We start from the raw sequence: 19,050 nt of genomic DNA, 5'->3' as shown, positions 1-19,050 counted from the left end.
AAATCGGCTATCCGGCCCGATCGAAGAACCTCCGGTACTGCACAGCTTCGGCGATATGCGAAGATGAGATAGTGTGCGTCTCGGCGAGATCGGCGATGCTGCGCGCGACTTTGAGAATGCGGTGATAGGCGCGTGCGGAGAGGTTCAGGCGGCCGATGGCTTGCTTCAGCAACTGCAGTCCTTGCACATCCGGGACGCAAATTTCATCGACTTCGCGGGTCGTCAATTGCGCGTTCGGCTTGCCATGGCGCGCGAGCTGGCGCCGGTATGCGGCTTCCACGCGCTCGCGCATTGCGCCCGAGGATTCTCCGCTTGCCTGCCGCGTCAGCTCCGCTTCCGGCACCGCCGGCACTTCGATTTGGATATCGATGCGGTCCAGAAGCGGTCCGGAGATGCGGCCGCGGTAACGCCAGATTTGATCAGGCGTGCATTTGCATCTTCCGCCGAAATGGCCGAGATAGCCGCAGGGACAGGGATTCATCGCCGCCAGCAACTGGAACTGCGCCGGAAAATCCGCCTGGTGCGCGGCGCGTGAGATGGTGATGCGCCCTGATTCCAGCGGTTCGCGCAAAACTTCCAGAACCTTGCGGTCGAACTCGGGCAGCTCATCGAGAAACAACACACCGTGCAGCGCGAGTGAAATTTCGCCGGGACGCGGATTGCCGCCGCCGCCCACCAGCGCCACCGCTGATGCCGTATGATGCGGCGCGCGGTAGGGCCGCTTTCTCCAGTTTTCGGTCTTGAAGCCGCCGGAAGCAAGCGACTGCATCGCCGCCGATTCCAGCGCCTGCTCCTCAGTCATTTCCGGAAGGATGCCGGGAAAGCGCGAGGCCAGCATGCTTTTGCCGGTGCCCGGCGGGCCGACCATCAACATGCTGTGGCCGCCAGCTGCGGCTATTTCCAGCGCGCGCTTGGCGTGGCCCTGGCCTTTGACTTCCTGCATGTCTTCATAAGACGGAGCGGCGGCGTGAGGTTTTTCCGTGCAGCGGTCAAGCGGTTCGGCTCCGTTCAAATGCGCGCAGACCTGCATGAGCGTAGCCGCGGGAAAGATTTCCGCTTCCGAAACCAGAGCCGCTTCGGTGGCGTTTTCGACCGGAAGAATAAACGCGCGGCCGGAGCGCGCGGCGGAATAAGTCATCGCCAACGCGCCGCGGATCGGGCGCAGCTCGCCGGTCAGCGCCAGTTCTCCGGCGATTTCGTATTCGGCGAGCCGTTCAGCGGGAATTTGTCTCGAAGCGGCGAGTATGCCCAATGCAATCGGCAAATCATAACGCCCGCTTTCTTTCGGCAGATCGGCGGGCGCGAGGTTGACGGTGATGCGCCGCGCCGGAAATTCAAAACGGCAATTCAAAAGCGCCGCGCGCACCCGGTCTTTGCTTTCTTTCACTTCCACCTCGGGCAGGCCAACGATGGTAAAGCTTGGCAAACCGGAGCCAAGATGCACTTCCACGGTAACCAGCGGCGCTTCCATGCCGGCCAGCGCACGGCTGTAGAGGACGGCGAGGGGCATGAAGTCAGTTCCGAATTCCGAGTTTACCTGTTCACTCGTTCACTTGTTCACTCGTTTACTTTTCTCAAGCTCGGCGATTCGGGCTTCGAGCACAGCGAGTTTTTCGCGGGCGCGTTTCAAGACCTCCTGCTGCACGTCGAATTCCTCGCGGGTAATCAGATCGAGGCGCGCAAACAGCGAAGCGAGCAGCGCACGCAGATTTTTTTCAATATCCTTGGCCGGGCTTTGCGCCAGCGCATCGCTCACCCGCTTGCTCATCTCGTCGAGAATTTTTTGGTTAAGCATGTTTTCTCCTTGGCCTTTGCAAGCAGTGTAGCAAATTTGCGGCTCGCACCGTATCTGTGCGTGGCCTAACGATTCGGCATTGAATTGGTGCACGGAATTTTGAGCGATCCCCGGTCTTCGTTTCAACGACTTGATTCACAAACCAATTTAATCTGGCACAAGCCGTGCTAGAGCATGTCTGCAATTTTACGTTCCCAATCAAGAAAGGAAACAACCATGAGAAAACTCACTCACGCTCTGGTCGCAGCGGGTTTGTTGAGTATGCCGGCTTTGGTATTGGCCGAGGATGCTCCGGCGAAACCGAAAATACCCATCCCCGCGCTCGACGATGTGCTGGATGCCTGGGGGTTGTCGCTTAACGGCTACCTCGACGTTTCTTACTCGCATCTCACCAGCAACGGATTTTTCGTCGGTGGTTTTGCGAACCGGGTGTTTGATGCAAGGCGCGATTCGTTCAGCGTGCATCAAGCTGCATTCACACTCGCCAAGCAGCCAAAAGAAGGATTTGGTGCTTTGGTTAACCTGATCGCGGGTGAGGATGCCGACATCATTCATGCTCTTGGAACAGCCGGCACCACCAACTTCGATGTCACGCAAGCCTTTGTGCAATACGCTAAGGGGCCGTATACGCTGATTGGTGGCAAATATGTGACGCTGGCTGGCGCGGAAGTGATTAACCCCACGCAGGACACGAATTTCTCGCGCTCAATTCTGTTCGGTTATGCAATCCCGTTCACCCACACCGGCGTGCGCGGCACCTACGCGGTCAACGACAAGGTAAGCCTGATCCTTGGTGTGAACAATGGCTGGGACCAACTGAGGGACGCGAACAGCGCGAAAACCATTGAGGCGGGTTTTTCCTACGCGCCGCTCAAAAACCTTACCGTGACCACGCAAGGCTATTTTGGCAAAGAACAGGTCTTCCCGGCTCCGGGGGGCGGCGTTGGTACACCTGGGGGCGCCGCAGGCAACCGCGGACTGGTGGATGCGCTCGTGACCTATAACGCCACCGACAAGTTGACCTTGATTCTGAACCCTGACTTGGCCATGCAACAGAACGCCTCCACGGCTGATGTCACAGGCAACAACACGGCAAGATGGTGGGGGATTGCGGCCTATGCCGTTTATCAGTTCACCGACCAATGGCGCGGCACGCTGCGGGCCGAGTATTTCGATGACAAGGACGGCTACCGCACCGGCGTGGTACAGAAGTGGAAGGAAGTGACCTATACCATGGCCTATCTGCCGACCAAGAACATCGAACTGCGTGGCGAAGTGCGTTATGACCGTTCGAACGGCAACCCGCCCAGTGGCCCGTTCGAGGATCCCGGCTTCGCAGCGACTAGAGGCACAGGCAAGGGCCAATCGTCGGTCGCCCTCGAAGCGCTGTTCAAGTTTTAAGCTGCTCACTCACTTTAAGGAGTCAACATGAAATTAGTCACAGCCATCATCAAGCCGTTCAAGCTTGACGAGGTGCGTGAAACCCTGTCCAACATGGGCGTGCAGGGGATCACCGTCACCGAAGTCAAGGGCTTCGGGCGGCAAAAGGGGCACACCGAGCTGTATCGGGGTGCGGAATACGTGGTGGATTTTCTGCCCAAGGTGAAAGTCGAGGCCGCGATTAAAAGCGAGATGCTCGAACGGGTCATCGAGGCGATAGAAAAAGCCGCCAACACCGGAAAGATCGGCGACGGCAAGATTTTCGTCTTCGATTTGGAGCAAGTTATCCGCATCCGCACCGGCGAGACCGGCGCGGAGGCGCTATAAGGAGAGCACCATGAAACGTTTATTTACCGCTCTGGCCCTGTTTGCCGCGATGAGTTTCAGCGGCATGTCGCTCGCTGAAGAGCAAAAAGCACCTGCTGCTCCGGCTGCCGCGCCTGCTGCAGCTGCTCCGGCTGCCGCTCCGGCGGCGCCCACCGCTCCGGTGGTGGTCGACGTCGCCAAGATCAACTCTGGCGACACGGCGTGGATGCTGGCTTCGACCGCGCTGGTGCTGATGATGACCATTCCCGGCCTGGCACTTTTCTACGGCGGCATGGTAAGAAAGAAAAACGTGCTGGCCACCGTGATGCAGAGTTTTGCCGTGACCTGTCTGGTGACAGTGGTGTGGATGATCGTAGCCTACAGCTTGGCCTTTACGCCAGGCAGTACCCCTTACTTTGGCAGTTTTGACCGCCTGTTCCTGCACGGCATGATATTCCAGAATGGCTCGAAGATCGCGGTCTCGCACTTGGGGCTCACCGTTCCCGAATCGGTGTACATGTGCTTCCAAATGACATTCGCCATCATCACGCCGGCGCTGATTTGCGGTTCGTTCGCCGACCGCATGAAATTCTCGGCAATGCTGTGGTTCATGGGCATTTGGCAGGTGGTGGTGTATGCGACCATCGCGCACTGGGTGTGGGAGCCCTCGGGCTGGCTCGCCGCGCTGGGCGTGCTCGACTTCGCAGGCGGCACGGTGGTGCATATCAATTCCGGTATCGCGGGCCTCGCCGCGGCGCTGGTGTTGGGCAAACGCGTGGGTTACGGCAAGGAAGCGATGCCGCCGCATAACCTGGTGCTCACCGTCATCGGCGCATCTTTGCTGTGGGTGGGTTGGTTCGGCTTCAACGCCGGCTCCGCGGTCGCCGCGGATGGCCGCGCCGGCATGGCGATGGCGGTGACCCAAATCGCCACCGCCGCGGCGGCGCTCGCCTGGATGTTCGCCGAGTGGATCGTCAAAGGCAAACCCTCCGTTCTCGGCATCGCTTCGGGTGCGGTAGCAGGTTTGGTGGCGATTACCCCGGCGTCAGGCTTCGTCGCCCCGATCGGCTCTCTGTGGATCGGCGTCGCCGCTGGCGTATTCTGCTTCTGGGCCACGAGCTGGCTCAAGAACAAGCTCGGCTACGATGACTCGCTCGATGCCTTCGGGGTGCACTGCATAGGCGGCTTTACCGGCGCGCTCCTCACCGGCGTGTTCGCAGTGAAGGACATCGGCGGCACCGCCGGCGTGCTGGAAGGAAATCCCGGGCAGTTGCTCATTCAGTTCATCGGCGCTTCCTCGACTCTCATCTTCAGCTTCGTCATGAGCCTCATCATCTTCAAGGTGCTCGATATGGTGATGGGCATAAGGGTCACCGAAGAGCAGGAACGCGAAGGGCTGGATATCGCCCTGCACGGCGAGCAAGTGATGTAAACGTCATAACAAGAAGTTCTCCTGACGGGGGCGCACCAGCGCCCCCTTTTTTCGCCCGCCGCTCCTGACGCGGCCTTGCGCTTTCCGTTACAATAGCCTTTCCCTTTTCGAGGCTGCATTTCCCATGGCCGTTCCCCATTTAACCGCTGCACTTCCCGGGCAGGCGCCCGAACTGGAAATAAAACTGGTGGAGAAGGTTTCCGCCATCGAGCATTGGCTGCGCGGCCAATGGCAGGAGCATAGCGTGCCGTTTTACGCCTCGGTGGACTTGCGCAACAGCGGTTTCAAGCTCGCGCCGGTGGACACCAATCTCTTTCCCGGCGGCTTCAACAACCTCAATCCCGATTTCATGCCGCTGTGCGTGCAGGCGGCGATGACGGCAGTGGAAAAAATCTGCCCCGACGCCAAGGGCGCGTTGATTATTCCCGAAAACCACACGCGCAACACCTTTTATCTGCAAAACGTGGCCATGCTCGCCTCCATCCTGCGCCAGGCGGGAATGAATGTGCGCGTCGGCAGCTTGCTTCCCGAAATCACCGCGCCCACCGACATGAAACTGTCCGACGGCGGCAGCCTTACGCTGGAGCCGCTGGTGCGCAAGAACAACCGTCTGGGCCTTGCCGACTTCGACCCCTGCGTGGTGGTGCTCAATAACGACTTGTCGGCGGGCGTTCCGGATATCCTGAAAAATCTTGAGCAGGCCCTGTTGCCACCGCTGCACGCCGGCTGGGTGACGCGGCGCAAATCCAACCATTTCGCCTATTACAACAAGGTCGTTGAGGAATTTTCCAAGCTCGTCAATATAGATCCCTGGCTGATTAATCCCTATTTCGCGACCTGCGGCGAAATCAATTTCCAGGAACGGCGCGGGGAAGAATGTCTGGCGTCGTGGGTGGACCAGATTCTGCGGGATGTCCGCAAGAAATATCAAGAATACGGCGTCAAGGAAGAACCCTTCGTCATCGTCAAGGCCGATGCCGGCACCTACGGCATGGGCATCATGACGGTGAAGGACGCCTCGGAAGTACGAGATCTCAACCGCAAGCAGCGCAACAAGATGGCGGTGGTGAAGGAAGGCCTAGCGGTCACTGAAGTCATGGTGCAGGAAGGCGTGTACACCTTTGAAAGCGTCAACGAAGCGGTGGCCGAGCCGGTGGTGTACCTGATTGACCATTTCGTGGTGGGCGGCTTCTACCGCGTGCACACCGGTCGCGGCGTGGACGAGAATCTCAATTCGCCCGGCATGCAATTCGTGCCGCTGGCGTTTGAAAGCCCCTGCGTGCTCCCCGATCCGACCAAGCCGGGCTGCGTGCCTAACCGCTTTTATGTTTACGGCGTGATTGCGCGCCTCGCCCTAGTTGCCGCCGCCGTTGAGCTTGAGCAAGGTGAAAAGGTTTTCGAAAAAGCAACCGCCTAGCGCCGCCCCATGAAATTCGCTTTTATCCTCGACCCGCTCGATTCAATCAAGACCTATAAAGACTCCAGTTTTGCCATGATGCGCGAAGCCGCGGCGCGCGGCCACCTGCTCTATGTCATGGAGCAGCAGGACATAGTGTTGCAATTGGGCAGAGTGTTGGGCCATGCGCGCAAACTCACGCTCACCGACGACGAAGACGACTGGTATCGGGTCAGCGAGATTGAAGTCATGCCGCTTGAGCGCTTTGATGCCGTGCTGATGCGCAAGGACCCGCCGTTTGACATGGAGTATATCTACAGCACGTATCTCCTCGAACTCGCGGAGGTGCAGGGCGCAAAAGTGTTCAACAGGCCGCGGGCGCTGCGCGATTACAACGAAAAACTCGCCATCGCCAAATTCAACGCATTTACCGTGCCGAGCTTGGTGACGCGCCGGGCCGAACTGATTTTGAAATTCCTGGCACAGCATCAAGACGTGATTCTCAAGCCGCTCGACGGAATGGCGGGGCGATCGGTATTCCGCGTGCGCGAACAGGATGTGAATCTCAACGCTACCATCGAAACGCTGACGCAGCATGGAACACGGACCATCATGTCGCAACGCTACATCCCGGAAATCGTCAAAGGCGACAAGCGCATCCTGCTGATTGACGGCAAAGTGGTGCCGTACGCGCTGGCGCGGATCCCGAAGCCGGGCGAGACCCGCGCCAATCTCGCCGCCGGCGGGGAAGGCAGGGCGCAGCCGCTCTCCAGGCGCGACCGGGAAATCGCCGAAGCGCTCGGTCCGGAGCTGCGCAAAGAAGGCTTGGTTCTGGTCGGCCTCGACGTGATTGGCGATTACCTCACCGAAATCAATGTCACCAGCCCCACCTGCATGCGCGAAATCGCCGATCAGACCGGCTTTAATGTCGCCGGCATGATGATTGACGCCCTGGAAAAAACCGTGAGAGGTGAGGCGTAAGGCGTGAGGGGTGAGACCACCTCCCGCCCTCATCCTCCCCCCATGCATGGGAAGGGCATTGTTACCAAAGCTCGAAGCCATAGAATCTCCCTCTCCCGCAGAGAGAGAGTTGGGATGAGGATGAGGTTACCCCTCGCTTCTCACTTCTCACTTCTCGCTCTTTTCCGCAGATTTATTATTCCCGCTTCACTCCTTCTTGGGCTTGCCGGCTGCGGCAAGGAACCGCTCTACCAGGAACAATCCTTCGTTTTTGGAACTTTGGTTGAAGTCAGCATTTACGGCGAGGATGAAGCGCGGGCGAAGCAATTAGCAAAGCAGGTGCTTGCCGGTTTTGACCGGCTGCATCACCTGCTGCACGCCTGGAAGCCGGGCGAACTCACGCGCATCAACGCCGTTCTCGCTAAAAGCCCGCAGCGAACGGCGATTACGCCGGAGATGGCCGCCATTATCCGCCATGCGACCGAAGTGGCCGAGCAATCGGGTGAACTCTTCAATCCGGCAATCGGCAAACTCGTTGGCCTGTGGGGTTTTCACAGCGACGAGTTTCTTCCCGCCAATCCCGATCCCGAGGAAATTGCGCGCATCGTGTCGGCCAAACCGAAGATGAGCGATGTAGTGGTTGAAGGCGAAGAGATTTACGGCAAAAACCCTAAAGTACAGCTGGATTTCGGCGGTTACGCCAAGGGCTATGCGCTCGACGCCGCCCTATCTGCGCGCGCAAGGGGTGAAAAACGCGCTCATCAACATCGGCGGCAACATCATGGCGCTGGGCAAGCACGGGGATCGCGCTTGGCGGGTCGGCATCCAGCATCCGCGCCAGCCGTCGGCGATAGCCACACTGGAACTTAAGGACGGTGAAGCGATAGGCACCTCGGGCGATTATCAGCGCTACTTTACGCGCGACGGCATGCGTTATTGCCACATCATCGACCCGCGCACGGGCTTCCCGGTCCAGGGCGTGCAGGCGGTAACCGTGGTGATTTCTCCGGGAGTGCATGCCGGAGCGTTGTCAGACGCCGCTTCCAAGCCGCCTTTCATCGAGGGCGTAGCCGGCTGGCGCGGAGCCGCCAAAAAGCTCGGCGTGGAGCTTGCCATGCTGATCGATGAACGCGGCGAGGTTTATGTCACCTGGGCACTTAAGCAGCGCCTCGAATTTCAGGAAAAAAGCCTGTTAATCCACGAGATTCCGTAGGGCTTGCTGCTTTGTCAACGGCGCTGGAGTAAAATTAGGGAACCTCTGATTAAGTCCAACGCGGTTGCGACGGTGTTGCAATCCGGGTGCAGGGCGAGGCGTGAGGAGCACCGTTTGGTGGAGGCCAAACCAGCGACGAACAACAAAGCCATGCGCACGGATTGCCCCGTCCCTGCGGGTTGCGGCAAGATGCGGCGTCTGCGTCGTTACGCTCCTCGGTGTCGTAGTCCTGGCTACGACCTTCGTCGCGCGCCTTGCATCCGTCCGCATTTTGCCAGCAACGCAATCCGCGGAGGACTTAATCAGAGGTTCCTTAACCGATTTTGATTTCGAGGAAACCGAAATGGTAGGCATACTGATAGTTGCGCATGGCACGCTGGGCGAAAGCCTGATTCACTGCGCCAGCCATGTGCTGGGCAGCCGCCCGCTGAACGTGATGCAGATCGGGGTGACGGTGCACGACGACCCTCAGGCGATTCTGCCTCAGGCGCTGAAACTCACGAAACAGCTCGATCAGGGTAAGGGCGTGCTGGTGTTGAGCGATATCTACGGCGCGACGCCGTGCAATATCGCGGCCAAACTGCTGATTCCGGGAAAAGTGGAAGGGGTGGCGGGCGTCAATCTGCCGATGCTGATTCGCGCGCTCACCTATCGCAACGAGCCGCTGAAAACCGTGGTGGAAAAGGCGCTTTCCGGCGGCTGCGAAGGTGTTTTGCACATGAACGTCGATGTCTGCAATGCGGCAACGGGAAGCTGAAATTGTCAACAAGCTGGGCCTGCATGCGCGCGCGGCGGCGAAAATCACCCAGCTTGCGGGAAAATTCAAGAGTGAAATCTGGCTGTCGCGCAACGGCCGCCGGATCAACGCCAAAAGCATCATGGGCGTGATGATGCTGGCGGCGAACCAGGGGGCTTCGATTGCCATCGAGACCGAGGGCGAGGACGAAAACGAAGCGATGCAGGCATTGCTGGACTTGATCGGGAATTGCTTTGGGGAAGGCGAATAAAGCGGCGAGGAGCCAAGATCAGTGTTGAGTGTTCAGTGTTGAGGGTAGCTTACTCTCAACCCTCAACTCTCAACTCTACTCACTCCTCACGGGGTTTTGCGATGAGTTTTACCATGCATGGCATAGGCGTATCCGAAGGCATCGCTATCGGCCAGGCGCATCTGGTATCGCATGCGACGCTGGAGGTCGCGCATTACAACGTGCCCGAGCGTGAAGTCGCCGGGGAAATTGCGCGCTTTCACGCCGCCATCAAGGAAGTGCAGGGCGAGTTGGAAACGCTGCACGAGAACATGGCGGCCAACGTTCCCGCTGAGCTCGCCGCATTCCTCGACCTGCATTCGATGATTCTTGCCGACCCCATCATCTCCAGGGAAACGCCGAAACGCATCGAAGAAAGCCGCTGCAACGCCGAGTGGGCGCTCAAGCAGCAAATGGACGAGCTGCTTGAGCAGTTCGACCGGATCGAAGACAACTACCTGCGCGAAAGAAAAGCCGATGTGGTCCAGGTCGGCGAGCGCGTGCTGAAGTCGCTGCTGGGGCATCCCGGCCATGCCCCGCCGCCACAGGACCGCGAGCAGAACAGCATCCTCATCGCGCACGATTTGAGTCCCGCCGAAGTCATCCAGTTCAAGCAGCACCATTTCGGCGCGTTCATCACCGACATCGGCGGGCCGATGTCGCACACCGCGATTGTCGCGCGCAGCCTCAACATTCCCTCCATCGTCGCGCTGCACCAGGCGCGGCAGCTGGTGCGCGAAGACGACACGGTGGTTGTCGACGGCACGCAGGGCGTGGTCATCGTCAATCCCGACAAGCGGATTCTCGCCGAATACAAGCTGCGCCAGACGCAGAGGGAACTCGAGCGGCAGAAGCTCAAGAAACTCAAGCTTACCCGCGCCACCACAATCGACGGCACGCCGGTGGAGCTGCACGCCAACATCGAACTGCCGGAGGACATTGACGAGGTCAAGGAAAACGGCGCGACCGGCATCGGCCTGTTCCGCAGCGAGTTCCTGTTTCTGAATCGCAACGACCTGCCGAGCGAGGACGAGCAGTACCAAGCCTACCGCAAAGTGGCGATGAAAATGCGCGGATTGCCGGTCACCATCCGCACCCTCGACCTCGGCGCGGACAAGAGCATCAACGGCGCCGATCGCAGCCTCACCAATCCGGCGCTGGGATTACGCGCCATTCGTTTCTGCCTCGCCGAGCCGCAGATGTTCCACACGCAATTGCGCGCTATTTTGCGCGCCTCCGGCTTCGGCAACGTCCGCATCCTGATTCCGATGCTCTCCAACATCGCCGAACTCAACCAGACTCTGCAGGCGATTGAGCAGGCCAAGGCGAGCCTCGACAAAGACCGCATTCACTATAACAAACGCATTGAAATCGGCGGCATGATAGAAATACCGGCTGCGGCTTTAGCGTTGAGTTCATTCATAAAAAAACTCGATTTCCTCTCCATCGGCACCAACGACCTGATTCAATACACGCTGGCGATAGACCGCGCCGACGATACGGTGGCCCATCTCTACGACCCGCTGCATCCCGCGGTGCTGCATTTGGTCGCGCATACCATCGCCACCGCCAACAAAAACGGCATACCCATCGCGGTGTGCGGAGAAATGGCGGGCGATGTTTCATTCACTCGTCTGTTGCTCGGCTTTGGCCTGCGCCAGTTCTCGATGCATCCGGCGTACCTGCTCCCCGTCAAGCAGCAGGTGCTCAAAACCAATCTGCCGGAAATTAGCGGCGTCACGCAAAAAATCCTCAAAACCGACGAGCCGGAAAAAGTGCGGGAGTTGCTGTCCCGCCTGAATAGCTAGAATCATCATATCGAAAAGCAAAAAGCAGCCCTCTCGCAACTCGAGGCGGATTGTCCGCTTGACAAACGCCGACCTCCAAAGTAATCTGCAATCAAGCGCCGATTTGTGCCGGCTTGCGGGCGCTTAATAAATACAGCTAAAAGACAAACCCGCATCCGACCGATTGCGGGTTTTTTATTTTTATCGCCGAGGTAATTGATGGATCCGGGCATTTCCAACCGGCTTTTTGATCCCGCCACGGCGGATCGTCCTCCCGCCGAAAATTCCGTCGGCATCGTGACGCCGCAGAAGGCGCACTTCGACACGCCGCTCGCATTCAAGTGCGGTGCGGTGCTGGACAGCTATGACCTTGTTTATGAAACTTACGGTAAGCTGAATGTGGCGAAATCCAACGCAGTGCTGGTGTGCCACGCGCTTTCCGGCACGCACCACGTCGCGGGTTACTACGCCGATGACCCGAAGAACATCGGCTGGTGGGACAATCTTATCGGCCCGGGCAAACCGCTCGATACCGGCAGGTTTTTCGTCATCGGCGTAAACAACCTCGGCGGCTGCCACGGCTCCACCGGCCCTTCCAGCATCAACCCCAAAACCGGCAGGCCCTACGGCGCGGATTTCCCGGTGGTGACGGTGGAGGATTGGGTGACGGCGCAGGCGCGGCTCGCCGACCACCTCGGTATCGACTGCTTTGCCGCGTCCATTGGCGGCAGCCTCGGCGCCATGCAGGCGCTGCAATGGACGCTTTCCCTCCCCGACCGCATGCGTCATGCGCTGGTGATTGCCGCCGCATCCAAGCTCTCGGCGCAGAACATCGCCTTCAGCGAAGTCGCGCGCCAGGCCATCATGTCCGACCCGGATTTTCACGGCGGAAACTATTACGCTCATGGCGTCATACCCAAAAGCGGGCTGCGCGTGGCGCGCATGCTCGGCCACATCACTTATCTTTCCGACGACGTAATGATGGAAAAATTCGGCCGGGCGCTCAGTTCCGGAACATACAATTTCCATTTCGATGTCGAATTTGAAATTGAATCGTATCTGCGTTATCAGGGCGACAAGTTCGCCTCGCGCTTCGACGCCAACACTTATTTGCTGATGACCAAGGCGCTCGATTACTTCGACCCGGCGCACGATTACCACGGCGATCTCACCGCGGCGCTCGCCCGCGCCAGGGCGGGATTTTTTGTCGCTTCGTTCACTTCGGACTGGCGCTTTGCCCCCACGCGCTCGCGGGAAATTGTGAAAACGCTGCTCGACAATAACCTCGATGTATGTTATGCCGAAATCAACGCGCAGCACGGACACGATGCGTTCCTGCTGGACGATCCGCACTACCACGCGCTGCTGCGCGCCTACTTCGAGAACATCAAGCTATGAGCGCGCTTGAACTCAGCGAGACCCTCCTGCACGATCCGGCGCTGAAGGAGCGGGCGGACCTTGCCGCTATCGCCGCCTGGATCAGGCCCGGCTCGAAAGTGCTGGACCTCGGCTGCGGCGACGGCGTGTTGCTTCGCTATCTCAAACAATCGCGCTCGGTGCGCGGCTACGGCGTGGAAATTGACGACGCCAACATTCTCGCCTGCGTCAGGAATGGCGTGAACGTGATTCAGAATGACCTTGAAACCGGGCTTTCCGGCTTCGAGTCAAACTCGTTTGATTATGTAATTCTGTCGCAGACGCTGCAGGCGATGCGCCACACCGAGAGCATCGTCAAGGAAATTCTGCGCGTGGGGCGCGAAGGCATCGTCACCTTCCCCAACTTCGGCTACTGGCGCGCGCGCTGGCAAGTGTCCCGCGGCCGCATGCCGGTGTCAAAAAATCTCCCCTACCAGTGGTACGACACGCCCAATGTGCATCTGTGCACCATCGACGATTTCGAGGCATTCTGCGCGAAGCATGGCGTGCGCATACTCGAACGGGTGGTGATGACCAATGACAGTATCGTCACGCTATTTCCCAATCTGCTGGGCAGCCTGGCTGTGTACCGCTTCGAACAGAAAAAATAAATCCGGGCGTTCGTGATGAGCTTATCGAATCATAAACGCCCTGTTCGCTCTGCGACGGGTTCGGGGCGAACGGCGCTAATTGCTTTTCTCAATTGCCGGAATCTCCCGGCGGAGCCGCCAAAGCAGCCATAGGCCCGGCAGCGAGGCGAAAAAAGTCGCTAGGAAGAAATTCGACCAGCCCATCAGATTCACCAGTTCCCCGGTGAGCGGGCCGAACAGGACGCGTCCTAGCGTGGCCAGCGCGGAAAGCAGCGCGTATTGCGTCGCGCTGAAGCTGTGATTGCACAGGCTCATGATGAGTGCGACAAACGCCGCCGTGCCCATGCCGCTGGCGAGATTCTCAAACCCCACTGCGAACACCAGCCAGCCATAGCTTTTCCCCGCCCAGGCGAGGAACATGAAGGAGAGGTTGGAAATCGCCTGTAGCCAGCCGAACCACATCAACGCGCGGTAAAGGCTCATCCGGGTGAGCAGCGTGCCGCCGGCAAGCGCACCCAAAAGCAGCGCCGCGAGTCCCAGCCCCTTGTTAATCACCCCCACGTCGGTCGGCGTGAAGCCCACTCCCCGAATCAAAAACGCGGTGGTGAGGGTCGCCGCCAGCGCATCGCCGAACTTGTAGAGGATGATGAGGAGCAAGAGGAGCAGCGCGTTTTTGCGCGAAAAAAAATCCTTGAGCGGCTCGAGCACCGCCGCCTGCAAGGTGCGCGGCGCGGCGGCAAGCGTTTGCGGCTCGGGAGCAAACAAGGAGGTCAGCATTCCCACGCCCATCAGGAGCGCCATTAAAAAATAAGCGGTTCTCCAGCCGATGTGGTCGGCAAGAATCAGCGCCAGCCCGCCTGAAACCAGAATCGCAACGCGATAGCCCAGCACGCCGACCGCTGCGCCCATGCCGCGCTCGGGCGGCGCCAACAAATCCGTGCGGTACGCGTCCACCACGATATCCTGGGAAGCGGAAACGAATGCGACCCAAAGCGCTAAGCAGCCCACGAGCAGCAGTGAATCGTTGGGCGAAGTGAGTCCCATGCAGGCGATGCCGGCGAACAAACCAAGCTGGGTCGCCAGCATCCAGCCGCGCCGCCGTCCCAGCCACGGCGGCACGAAGCGGTCCATCAGCGGCGACCAGAGAAATTTCACCAGATACGGTACGCCGATCCAGGAAAACCAGGCGATGGTCTGGATGTCGATATTGGAAACCGTGAGCCAGGCCTGCAGCGTGCTGCTGGTCAGCGCGAGCGGCAGTCCCGACGAAAAGCCGAACAGCAGCACCACCGCGATGCGCCGGCTGCGGAAAATTGCAAGATAGGGATTCGAATTCATTCTTGTTATTTTCACCGCGGAGGCGCAGAGAAAAAGTGCAACTTGAATCCTTCGAGTTCCCGGTGCCTCTGTGTCAAGTCATAAGGTGTAATCATAGTCTATGGTGAGCGGCGCATGGTCGGAGAATCGTCGTTCCTTATATATCGCCACCTTTTTTGCCTTGGCTGCAATGCCCGGCGTGGCGAGGTGGTAATCGATACGCCACCCGACGTTCTTGGCCCAGGCCTGGCCGCGGTTCGACCACCAGGTGTACTGCTCAGGTTCCTTGTTCAAACGCCTGAATACATCCACCCAGCCCAGCTCGCCGAACACTTGAGTAAGCCACGCCCGCTCCTCGGGCAGGAAGCCGGAATTCTTCTGGTTGCCGCGCCAGTTTTTCAAGTCGATTTCCTGGTGCGCGATATTCCAGTCGCCGCACAGAATGAATTCCCTGCCGCTTTTCACGATCTTTTGCAGGTGCGGAAAAAATCTTCCCATGAAGCTGAACTTGATTTGCTGGCGTTCCTCCGAGCTGGAGCCGGAAGGCAGATAAACCGAAACCACGCTCAGGTTTCCGAAATCACAGCGCAGGTAGCGCCCCTCAGCATCGATGTCGGCAATGCCCAGCCCCGTAATCACCTTATCCGGCTCGTGCCTGCAATAGAGCCCCACGCCGCTGTAGCCTTTTCTCTCTGCGTAGTGGAAGTATCCGCTGTAATTTCGTGTTTTAAGCATTTGCGGCGTCATGTCCGCGGCTTGCGCTTTCACTTCCTGCACGCAGACGACATCGGCGTGCGTTTTCGCCAGCCATTCGAAAAACCCCTTTTTCGCCGCCGAGCGGATGCCGTTGAGGTTAAGAGTTATAATACGCAGCACTATGAAATCTCATGAGGACGGATCAACTTGTCGGTCCTGGGACAGGAATTCATAAAATTTGCGGCCGACCACAAGGTCATCTGCTTCGGCGAATTCAAGACTAAGGCCGGCCGCCAGTCGCCGTATTTTTTCAACGCCGGTCTGTTTCACGACGGCGCGTCCCTGATTGAACTTGCGCAATTCTACGCCAAAGCTATTCTCTCCGCTGACATGCCCTTCGACATGCTGTTCGGCCCGGCTTACAAGGGCATTCCGTTGGTAGCAAGCATTGCCATCGCCCTGTCGCAAAAAGGGCGCAATGTGCCGTTCAGCTTCAACCGCAAGGAAGTCAAGGAGCACGGCGAAGGCGGCTTTATCATCGGCGCCCCGCTTAAAGGGCGGGTGCTGATCGTGGACGATGTGATCTCCGCCGGCATCTCGGTGCGTGAATCGGTGGAACTGATTCGCTTGAGCCGCGCGGAACCCTGTGGCGTGGCGATTGCGCTCGACCGCATGGAACGCGGCGGCAGCGGGCTTTCGGCAGTGCAGGAAGTGCGGAAAAACTATGGGCTGCCGGTCATCAGCATCGCCACCCTGAACGATGTATTAAGCTATCTACAAAGCCGGGAAGAATTAGTGCATAATTTGCTGGCGGTGCAGAAATACCGCGACATGTACGGTGTAAACGCAAATGCTGTCTAAGTTTCTCATCCCCAAAAACCTGGCCTGGGTTTTGCTCCTTCTCATGCCGGGCCTGCCTGCTTTTGCCGTAACTTACAAGTGGGTGGACGAGAATGGCGTCACCCATTACGGCGACAACATCCCCACCGAATACCGCGACCGCGCCAGCACCGAGATGAACAAGGGGGGCGTGATCCTCAAAAAGAATGCACCGGCGCTAACACCCGAGCAGCTCAAGGCCAAAGAGGCGGAACTGGTAAAACGCAGGCAGGAAGCGGAGGAAAAACGCAGGGACTCAATCTTGATGAGAACCTATACCAGCGTCGATGAAATTGATCTCGCGCGCGACCGCAATCTGCAACAAATCGAGCCGGCCATCGAAGACATGGAGATACGGCTGAAGGGGATGGAGGCCGAGTTGGATGCAAGCCGCAAGCAGACTAGAGCTTATGCCCTAAACGACCAACCGGTGCCCGAACAGTTGCAAGCGGACATTGACTTAGTGGAACGAAACAAGCAGAACGCGGAACTGGCCATTCTGCAAAAACGCGCGGAAGCGAAAGAAATCCGCGCGCGCTTTGAGGAAGACAAGAAGCGCTACATCGAGCTGTCTCAGAACGCGCCCGACTCGAAAAAGTAATTTCCCCGCCTTTCAGTCCGCCAGCTTGCGCTTTAATATCTCAGTGAGCTGCGCTGGATTGGCCTTGCCCTTAGTCGCCTTCATCGCCTGCCCGACAAGGAAGTTGAAGGCTTTTTCCTTGCCCGCCCGGTAATCGGCAACCTGAGCGGGATTGGCAGCAATGACATCGTCCACAATTTTCTCGACCGTGCCGGCATCGGAAATCTGTCTTAGCCCCTTCGCTTCAATGACAGCGTCTACCGTGTCTTCGCTCTGGGTGCCTGCTTCCCACAACGCTTGAAAAACTTCTCGCGCTGACTTTGCGCTCAAGGTGTTATCTATCATGCGGGCATGCAGTACGGCAAACTGGCCGGCTGTAACGCGTGATTGGTCGATCTCAAGGCCTTCTCGATTGAGCTGTGCGGCAAGCAGCCCAATAACACCTCTGGCAATCGCTCCTCCGTACATCCAACGCGCATCAGTGGGGCCAGTACCGCCTTCGCTCCACTCAGCCGGGTTCAACTCAAGTAGTCGCCTTGTTGAATCTTCAAAGTATTCCGCTGTCGCTTTCGTGGCTGTTAGCAAATTGGCTTCATCGTCTTTGATTTGATACTCGTGCACGAAACGCATCCGCATTGCGTCCTGCTGCTCTGGTATATCGCGCGCGACCTTATCGATCCATTCCGTGCTGATCTCCAGCGGCAGCAAATCAGGATCGGGGAAATAACGGTAGTCGTGCGCATCTTCCTTGGTGCGCATCGAGCGGGTCTCGTCTTTGTCGGGATCGTAGAGCCGTGTTTCCTGCTCGATCGCCCCGCCGTCTTCCAGAATTTCGATTTGCCGCCTGGCTTCAAACTCAATCGCCCGTTCCAGAAAGCGGAAGGAATTAAGATTCTTGATTTCGCAGCGCGTGCCCAGCTTGACTGAGCCGGCGGTGCGCACCGAGACATTAGCGTCGCAGCGGAAAGATCCTTCCTGCATGTTGCCGTCGCAGATATCGATCCAGCGTACCAGCGTATGCAAAGCCTTGGCGTAAGCCACCGCCTCCTCGGCCGAGCGCATGTCAGGCTCCGAGACAATTTCCAGCAGCGGCGTGCCGGCGCGGTTAAGATCAATCCCCGACATGTCCTGGAAATTTTCGTGCAGTGACTTGCCCGCGTCTTCTTCCAGATGCGCGCGCGTTAGCCGCACGGTTTTTTCGGCATCGCCCACCACAATCTGCAATTGGCCGCCCTGCACGATGGGCAGCTCGTACTGGCTGATCTGGTAACCCTTGGGCAAATCGGGATAGAAATAATTCTTGCGAGCGAATACCGAACGGCGGTTGATGGTTGCACCAATGGCAACGCCGAATTTGATAGCCTTTTCCACCGCCGCGCGGTTCAAAACCGGCAACACGCCGGGAAGCGCGATATCTACCGCGCATGCCTGGGTATTGGGCGCGGCGCCAAACGCGGTGGAGGCGCTCGAAAAAATTTTCGAGCGTGTCGAAAGCTGCACGTGCGTCTCAAGCCCGACGACGGTTTCCCAATTCATCACTGCTTCGAGCTAAGGTTGGCTGCGGAAGAATTGAAGGCAACAACTTTTTTCCAATCTATACCACCATCCGCCAAACAAAAAGCTTTAATAAATTCAGCGGTAAATCGATTCACAACCTTCGCATACTCGCCGCGAAACTCTTCATTTCGTTCCTTGGCTTTATGCCCAAGCGGCTCAAAGATATCCAGATACATTCTCTTGTTGCCAGAAATAAGCTCCCAAAAAGTCTGGCCACATAATTTTAGATAATCACCCTTATCAGGGCTAGAATCTTTGCCATAGCAACAACCGTTGATCGCCACCAAATGCTTTTGGGTGCCGTAAATTTTTCTTGCTTGTCGAAAGTACTCGCGCATCTTTTTAATTTGACTTGAATTTCCCCAATTCGGTCCGCTTTTGACCGAAACCAGGTAGCGAATTCCATCCCGATCAAATTCTATATCGATACCCTCCGCATTGGATTTGCGCCCTCTATAAGTTTCTTCACAAACATAAATCGCTAACTTCTCGAGAAATTCGCCAAATATCGTTTCCTCCTGGGAAGAAAGATGGGCATCTAGAAACTGTCTCACCAGCACTTCGGCTGTTTCAACATTCTTGGCTTTAAACAGATATGGATTCTTGCGCCGAAGAACTCGTTTAAGCTTTAATTCGGCCAGGCTTTCGAGACGCTTCCGGT

At 57.9% G+C, this 19,050-nt stretch carries 18 protein-coding genes and 1 pseudogene; 13 read left to right on the top strand and 6 right to left on the bottom strand.

All coding sequences use genetic code 11. The features are described 5' to 3' along the window. Window positions 1-7: 7 nt before the first annotated feature. Complete coding sequence (locus tag VHE58_08130; GenBank protein HVS27247.1) at window positions 8-1,510, bottom strand: YifB family Mg chelatase-like AAA ATPase; 1,503 nt, start codon at window positions 1,508-1,510, stop codon at window positions 8-10. 39 nt (window positions 1,511-1,549) lie between these two features. Next, a complete protein-coding gene (locus VHE58_08125) occupies window positions 1,550-1,795 on the bottom strand; it encodes an accessory factor UbiK family protein (protein HVS27246.1) in 246 nt (81 codons plus the stop codon). A gap of 216 nt (window positions 1,796-2,011) precedes the next feature. Here VHE58_08125 and VHE58_08120 point away from each other — a divergent pair, with 216 nt between their 5' ends. The 11 genes and pseudogenes from VHE58_08120 (at window position 2,012) to metW (ending at window position 13,381) form a co-directional block, all read left to right on the top strand. Further along, window positions 2,012-3,196 (top strand): outer membrane beta-barrel protein, encoded by a 1,185-nt coding sequence (locus tag VHE58_08120; protein ID HVS27245.1) that lies wholly within the window; start codon window positions 2,012-2,014, stop codon window positions 3,194-3,196. A gap of 27 nt (window positions 3,197-3,223) precedes the next feature. Further along, complete coding sequence (gene glnK, locus VHE58_08115; GenBank protein ID HVS27244.1) at window positions 3,224-3,562, top strand: P-II family nitrogen regulator; 339 nt, start codon at window positions 3,224-3,226, stop codon at window positions 3,560-3,562. Continuing rightward, a complete protein-coding gene (locus tag VHE58_08110) occupies window positions 3,507-4,973 on the top strand; it encodes an ammonium transporter (protein ID HVS27243.1) in 1,467 nt (488 codons plus the stop codon). The genes glnK and VHE58_08110 overlap by 56 nt, the downstream gene beginning before the upstream one ends. Window positions 4,974-5,097: 124 nt before the next feature. Beyond that, window positions 5,098-6,390, top strand: a complete 1,293-nt coding sequence (gene gshA, locus VHE58_08105; GenBank protein ID HVS27242.1) for a glutamate--cysteine ligase — start codon at window positions 5,098-5,100, stop codon at window positions 6,388-6,390. Between the two features lie 9 nt (window positions 6,391-6,399). Further along, complete coding sequence (gene gshB / locus VHE58_08100) at window positions 6,400-7,350, top strand: glutathione synthase (GenBank protein HVS27241.1); 951 nt, start codon at window positions 6,400-6,402, stop codon at window positions 7,348-7,350. A 42-nt stretch (window positions 7,351-7,392) separates the two neighbouring features. Then, window positions 7,393-8,542: pseudogene (locus VHE58_08095) on the top strand (FAD:protein FMN transferase). A 343-nt stretch (window positions 8,543-8,885) separates the two neighbouring features. After that, complete coding sequence (locus VHE58_08090) at window positions 8,886-9,299, top strand: hypothetical protein (GenBank protein HVS27240.1); 414 nt, start codon at window positions 8,886-8,888, stop codon at window positions 9,297-9,299. Further along, on the top strand, window positions 9,280-9,549 hold the full coding sequence (locus VHE58_08085) for an HPr family phosphocarrier protein (GenBank protein ID HVS27239.1): 270 nt from the start codon (window positions 9,280-9,282) through the stop codon (window positions 9,547-9,549). The genes VHE58_08090 and VHE58_08085 overlap by 20 nt, the downstream gene beginning before the upstream one ends. A 101-nt stretch (window positions 9,550-9,650) precedes the next feature. Beyond that, window positions 9,651-11,375, top strand: coding sequence for a phosphoenolpyruvate--protein phosphotransferase (ptsP, locus tag VHE58_08080; GenBank protein HVS27238.1), 1,725 nt, complete (start codon window positions 9,651-9,653; stop codon window positions 11,373-11,375). Between the two features lie 198 nt (window positions 11,376-11,573). Continuing rightward, entirely contained in the window at window positions 11,574-12,752 is a 1,179-nt protein-coding gene (locus VHE58_08075) for a homoserine O-acetyltransferase (protein ID HVS27237.1), read from the top strand. After that, window positions 12,749-13,381, top strand: coding sequence for a methionine biosynthesis protein MetW (gene metW, locus VHE58_08070; protein ID HVS27236.1), 633 nt, complete (start codon window positions 12,749-12,751; stop codon window positions 13,379-13,381). The genes VHE58_08075 and metW overlap by 4 nt, the downstream gene beginning before the upstream one ends. A 75-nt stretch (window positions 13,382-13,456) precedes the next feature. Here metW and VHE58_08065 read toward each other — a convergent pair whose 3' ends face one another. Together VHE58_08065 and VHE58_08060 are read right to left on the bottom strand one after the other, a co-directional pair. Then, the gene (locus VHE58_08065; GenBank protein HVS27235.1) at window positions 13,457-14,698 is read right to left on the bottom strand and encodes an MFS transporter; all 1,242 of its coding nucleotides are present in this window, start codon (window positions 14,696-14,698) and stop codon (window positions 13,457-13,459) included. Window positions 14,699-14,776: 78 nt separating this feature from the next. Then, window positions 14,777-15,553, bottom strand: coding sequence for an exodeoxyribonuclease III (locus tag VHE58_08060; GenBank protein ID HVS27234.1), 777 nt, complete (start codon window positions 15,551-15,553; stop codon window positions 14,777-14,779). 27 nt (window positions 15,554-15,580) lie between these two features. On the opposite strand from VHE58_08060, the gene pyrE reads away from it, so the two are divergent. Together pyrE and VHE58_08050 are read left to right on the top strand one after the other, a co-directional pair. Next, window positions 15,581-16,234, top strand: coding sequence for an orotate phosphoribosyltransferase (gene pyrE / locus VHE58_08055; protein ID HVS27233.1), 654 nt, complete (start codon window positions 15,581-15,583; stop codon window positions 16,232-16,234). After that, window positions 16,224-16,853, top strand: a complete 630-nt coding sequence (locus VHE58_08050; protein ID HVS27232.1) for a DUF4124 domain-containing protein — start codon at window positions 16,224-16,226, stop codon at window positions 16,851-16,853. Before pyrE ends, VHE58_08050 begins: the two co-directional genes overlap by 11 nt. Window positions 16,854-16,865: 12 nt before the next feature. Here the strand turns inward: VHE58_08050 and gatB are convergent, their stop codons facing one another. Both gatB and VHE58_08040 read right to left on the bottom strand, forming a co-directional pair. Then, window positions 16,866-18,368, bottom strand: coding sequence for an Asp-tRNA(Asn)/Glu-tRNA(Gln) amidotransferase subunit GatB (gene gatB / locus VHE58_08045; GenBank protein ID HVS27231.1), 1,503 nt, complete (start codon window positions 18,366-18,368; stop codon window positions 16,866-16,868). Continuing rightward, the gene (locus tag VHE58_08040; protein HVS27230.1) at window positions 18,368-19,030 is read right to left on the bottom strand and encodes a PmeII family type II restriction endonuclease; all 663 of its coding nucleotides are present in this window, start codon (window positions 19,028-19,030) and stop codon (window positions 18,368-18,370) included. Before VHE58_08040 ends, gatB begins: the two co-directional genes overlap by 1 nt. Between the last annotated feature and the right edge of the window lie 20 nt (window positions 19,031-19,050).

Source organism: Burkholderiales bacterium (genome assembly GCA_035543335.1).
Taxonomy (GTDB): domain Bacteria; phylum Pseudomonadota; class Gammaproteobacteria; order Burkholderiales; family JAHFRG01; genus JAHFRG01.
This window is presented reverse-complemented; position numbering and strand designations above follow the sequence as displayed.

Bases quoted from the DNA above. Each gene is read 5' to 3' on its own strand.
- VHE58_08130 (HVS27247.1), bottom strand. From the start codon at position 1,510: ATGCCCCTCGCCGTCCTCTACAGCCGTGCGCTGGCCGGCATGGAAGCG.
- metW (HVS27236.1), top strand. From the start codon at position 12,749: ATGAGCGCGCTTGAACTCAGCGAGACCCTCCTGCACGATCCGGCGCTG.
- VHE58_08050 (HVS27232.1), top strand. From the start codon at position 16,224: ATGCTGTCTAAGTTTCTCATCCCCAAAAACCTGGCCTGGGTTTTGCTC.
- ptsP (HVS27238.1), top strand. From the start codon at position 9,651: ATGAGTTTTACCATGCATGGCATAGGCGTATCCGAAGGCATCGCTATC.
- VHE58_08085 (HVS27239.1), top strand. From the start codon at position 9,280: ATGCGGCAACGGGAAGCTGAAATTGTCAACAAGCTGGGCCTGCATGCG.
- gshB (HVS27241.1), top strand. From the start codon at position 6,400: ATGAAATTCGCTTTTATCCTCGACCCGCTCGATTCAATCAAGACCTAT.
- VHE58_08065 (HVS27235.1), bottom strand. From the start codon at position 14,698: ATGAATTCGAATCCCTATCTTGCAATTTTCCGCAGCCGGCGCATCGCG.
- gatB (HVS27231.1), bottom strand. From the start codon at position 18,368: ATGAATTGGGAAACCGTCGTCGGGCTTGAGACGCACGTGCAGCTTTCG.
- VHE58_08125 (HVS27246.1), bottom strand. From the start codon at position 1,795: ATGCTTAACCAAAAAATTCTCGACGAGATGAGCAAGCGGGTGAGCGAT.
- VHE58_08075 (HVS27237.1), top strand. From the start codon at position 11,574: ATGGATCCGGGCATTTCCAACCGGCTTTTTGATCCCGCCACGGCGGAT.
- gshA (HVS27242.1), top strand. From the start codon at position 5,098: ATGGCCGTTCCCCATTTAACCGCTGCACTTCCCGGGCAGGCGCCCGAA.
- glnK (HVS27244.1), top strand. From the start codon at position 3,224: ATGAAATTAGTCACAGCCATCATCAAGCCGTTCAAGCTTGACGAGGTG.
- VHE58_08120 (HVS27245.1), top strand. From the start codon at position 2,012: ATGAGAAAACTCACTCACGCTCTGGTCGCAGCGGGTTTGTTGAGTATG.
- VHE58_08090 (HVS27240.1), top strand. From the start codon at position 8,886: ATGGTAGGCATACTGATAGTTGCGCATGGCACGCTGGGCGAAAGCCTG.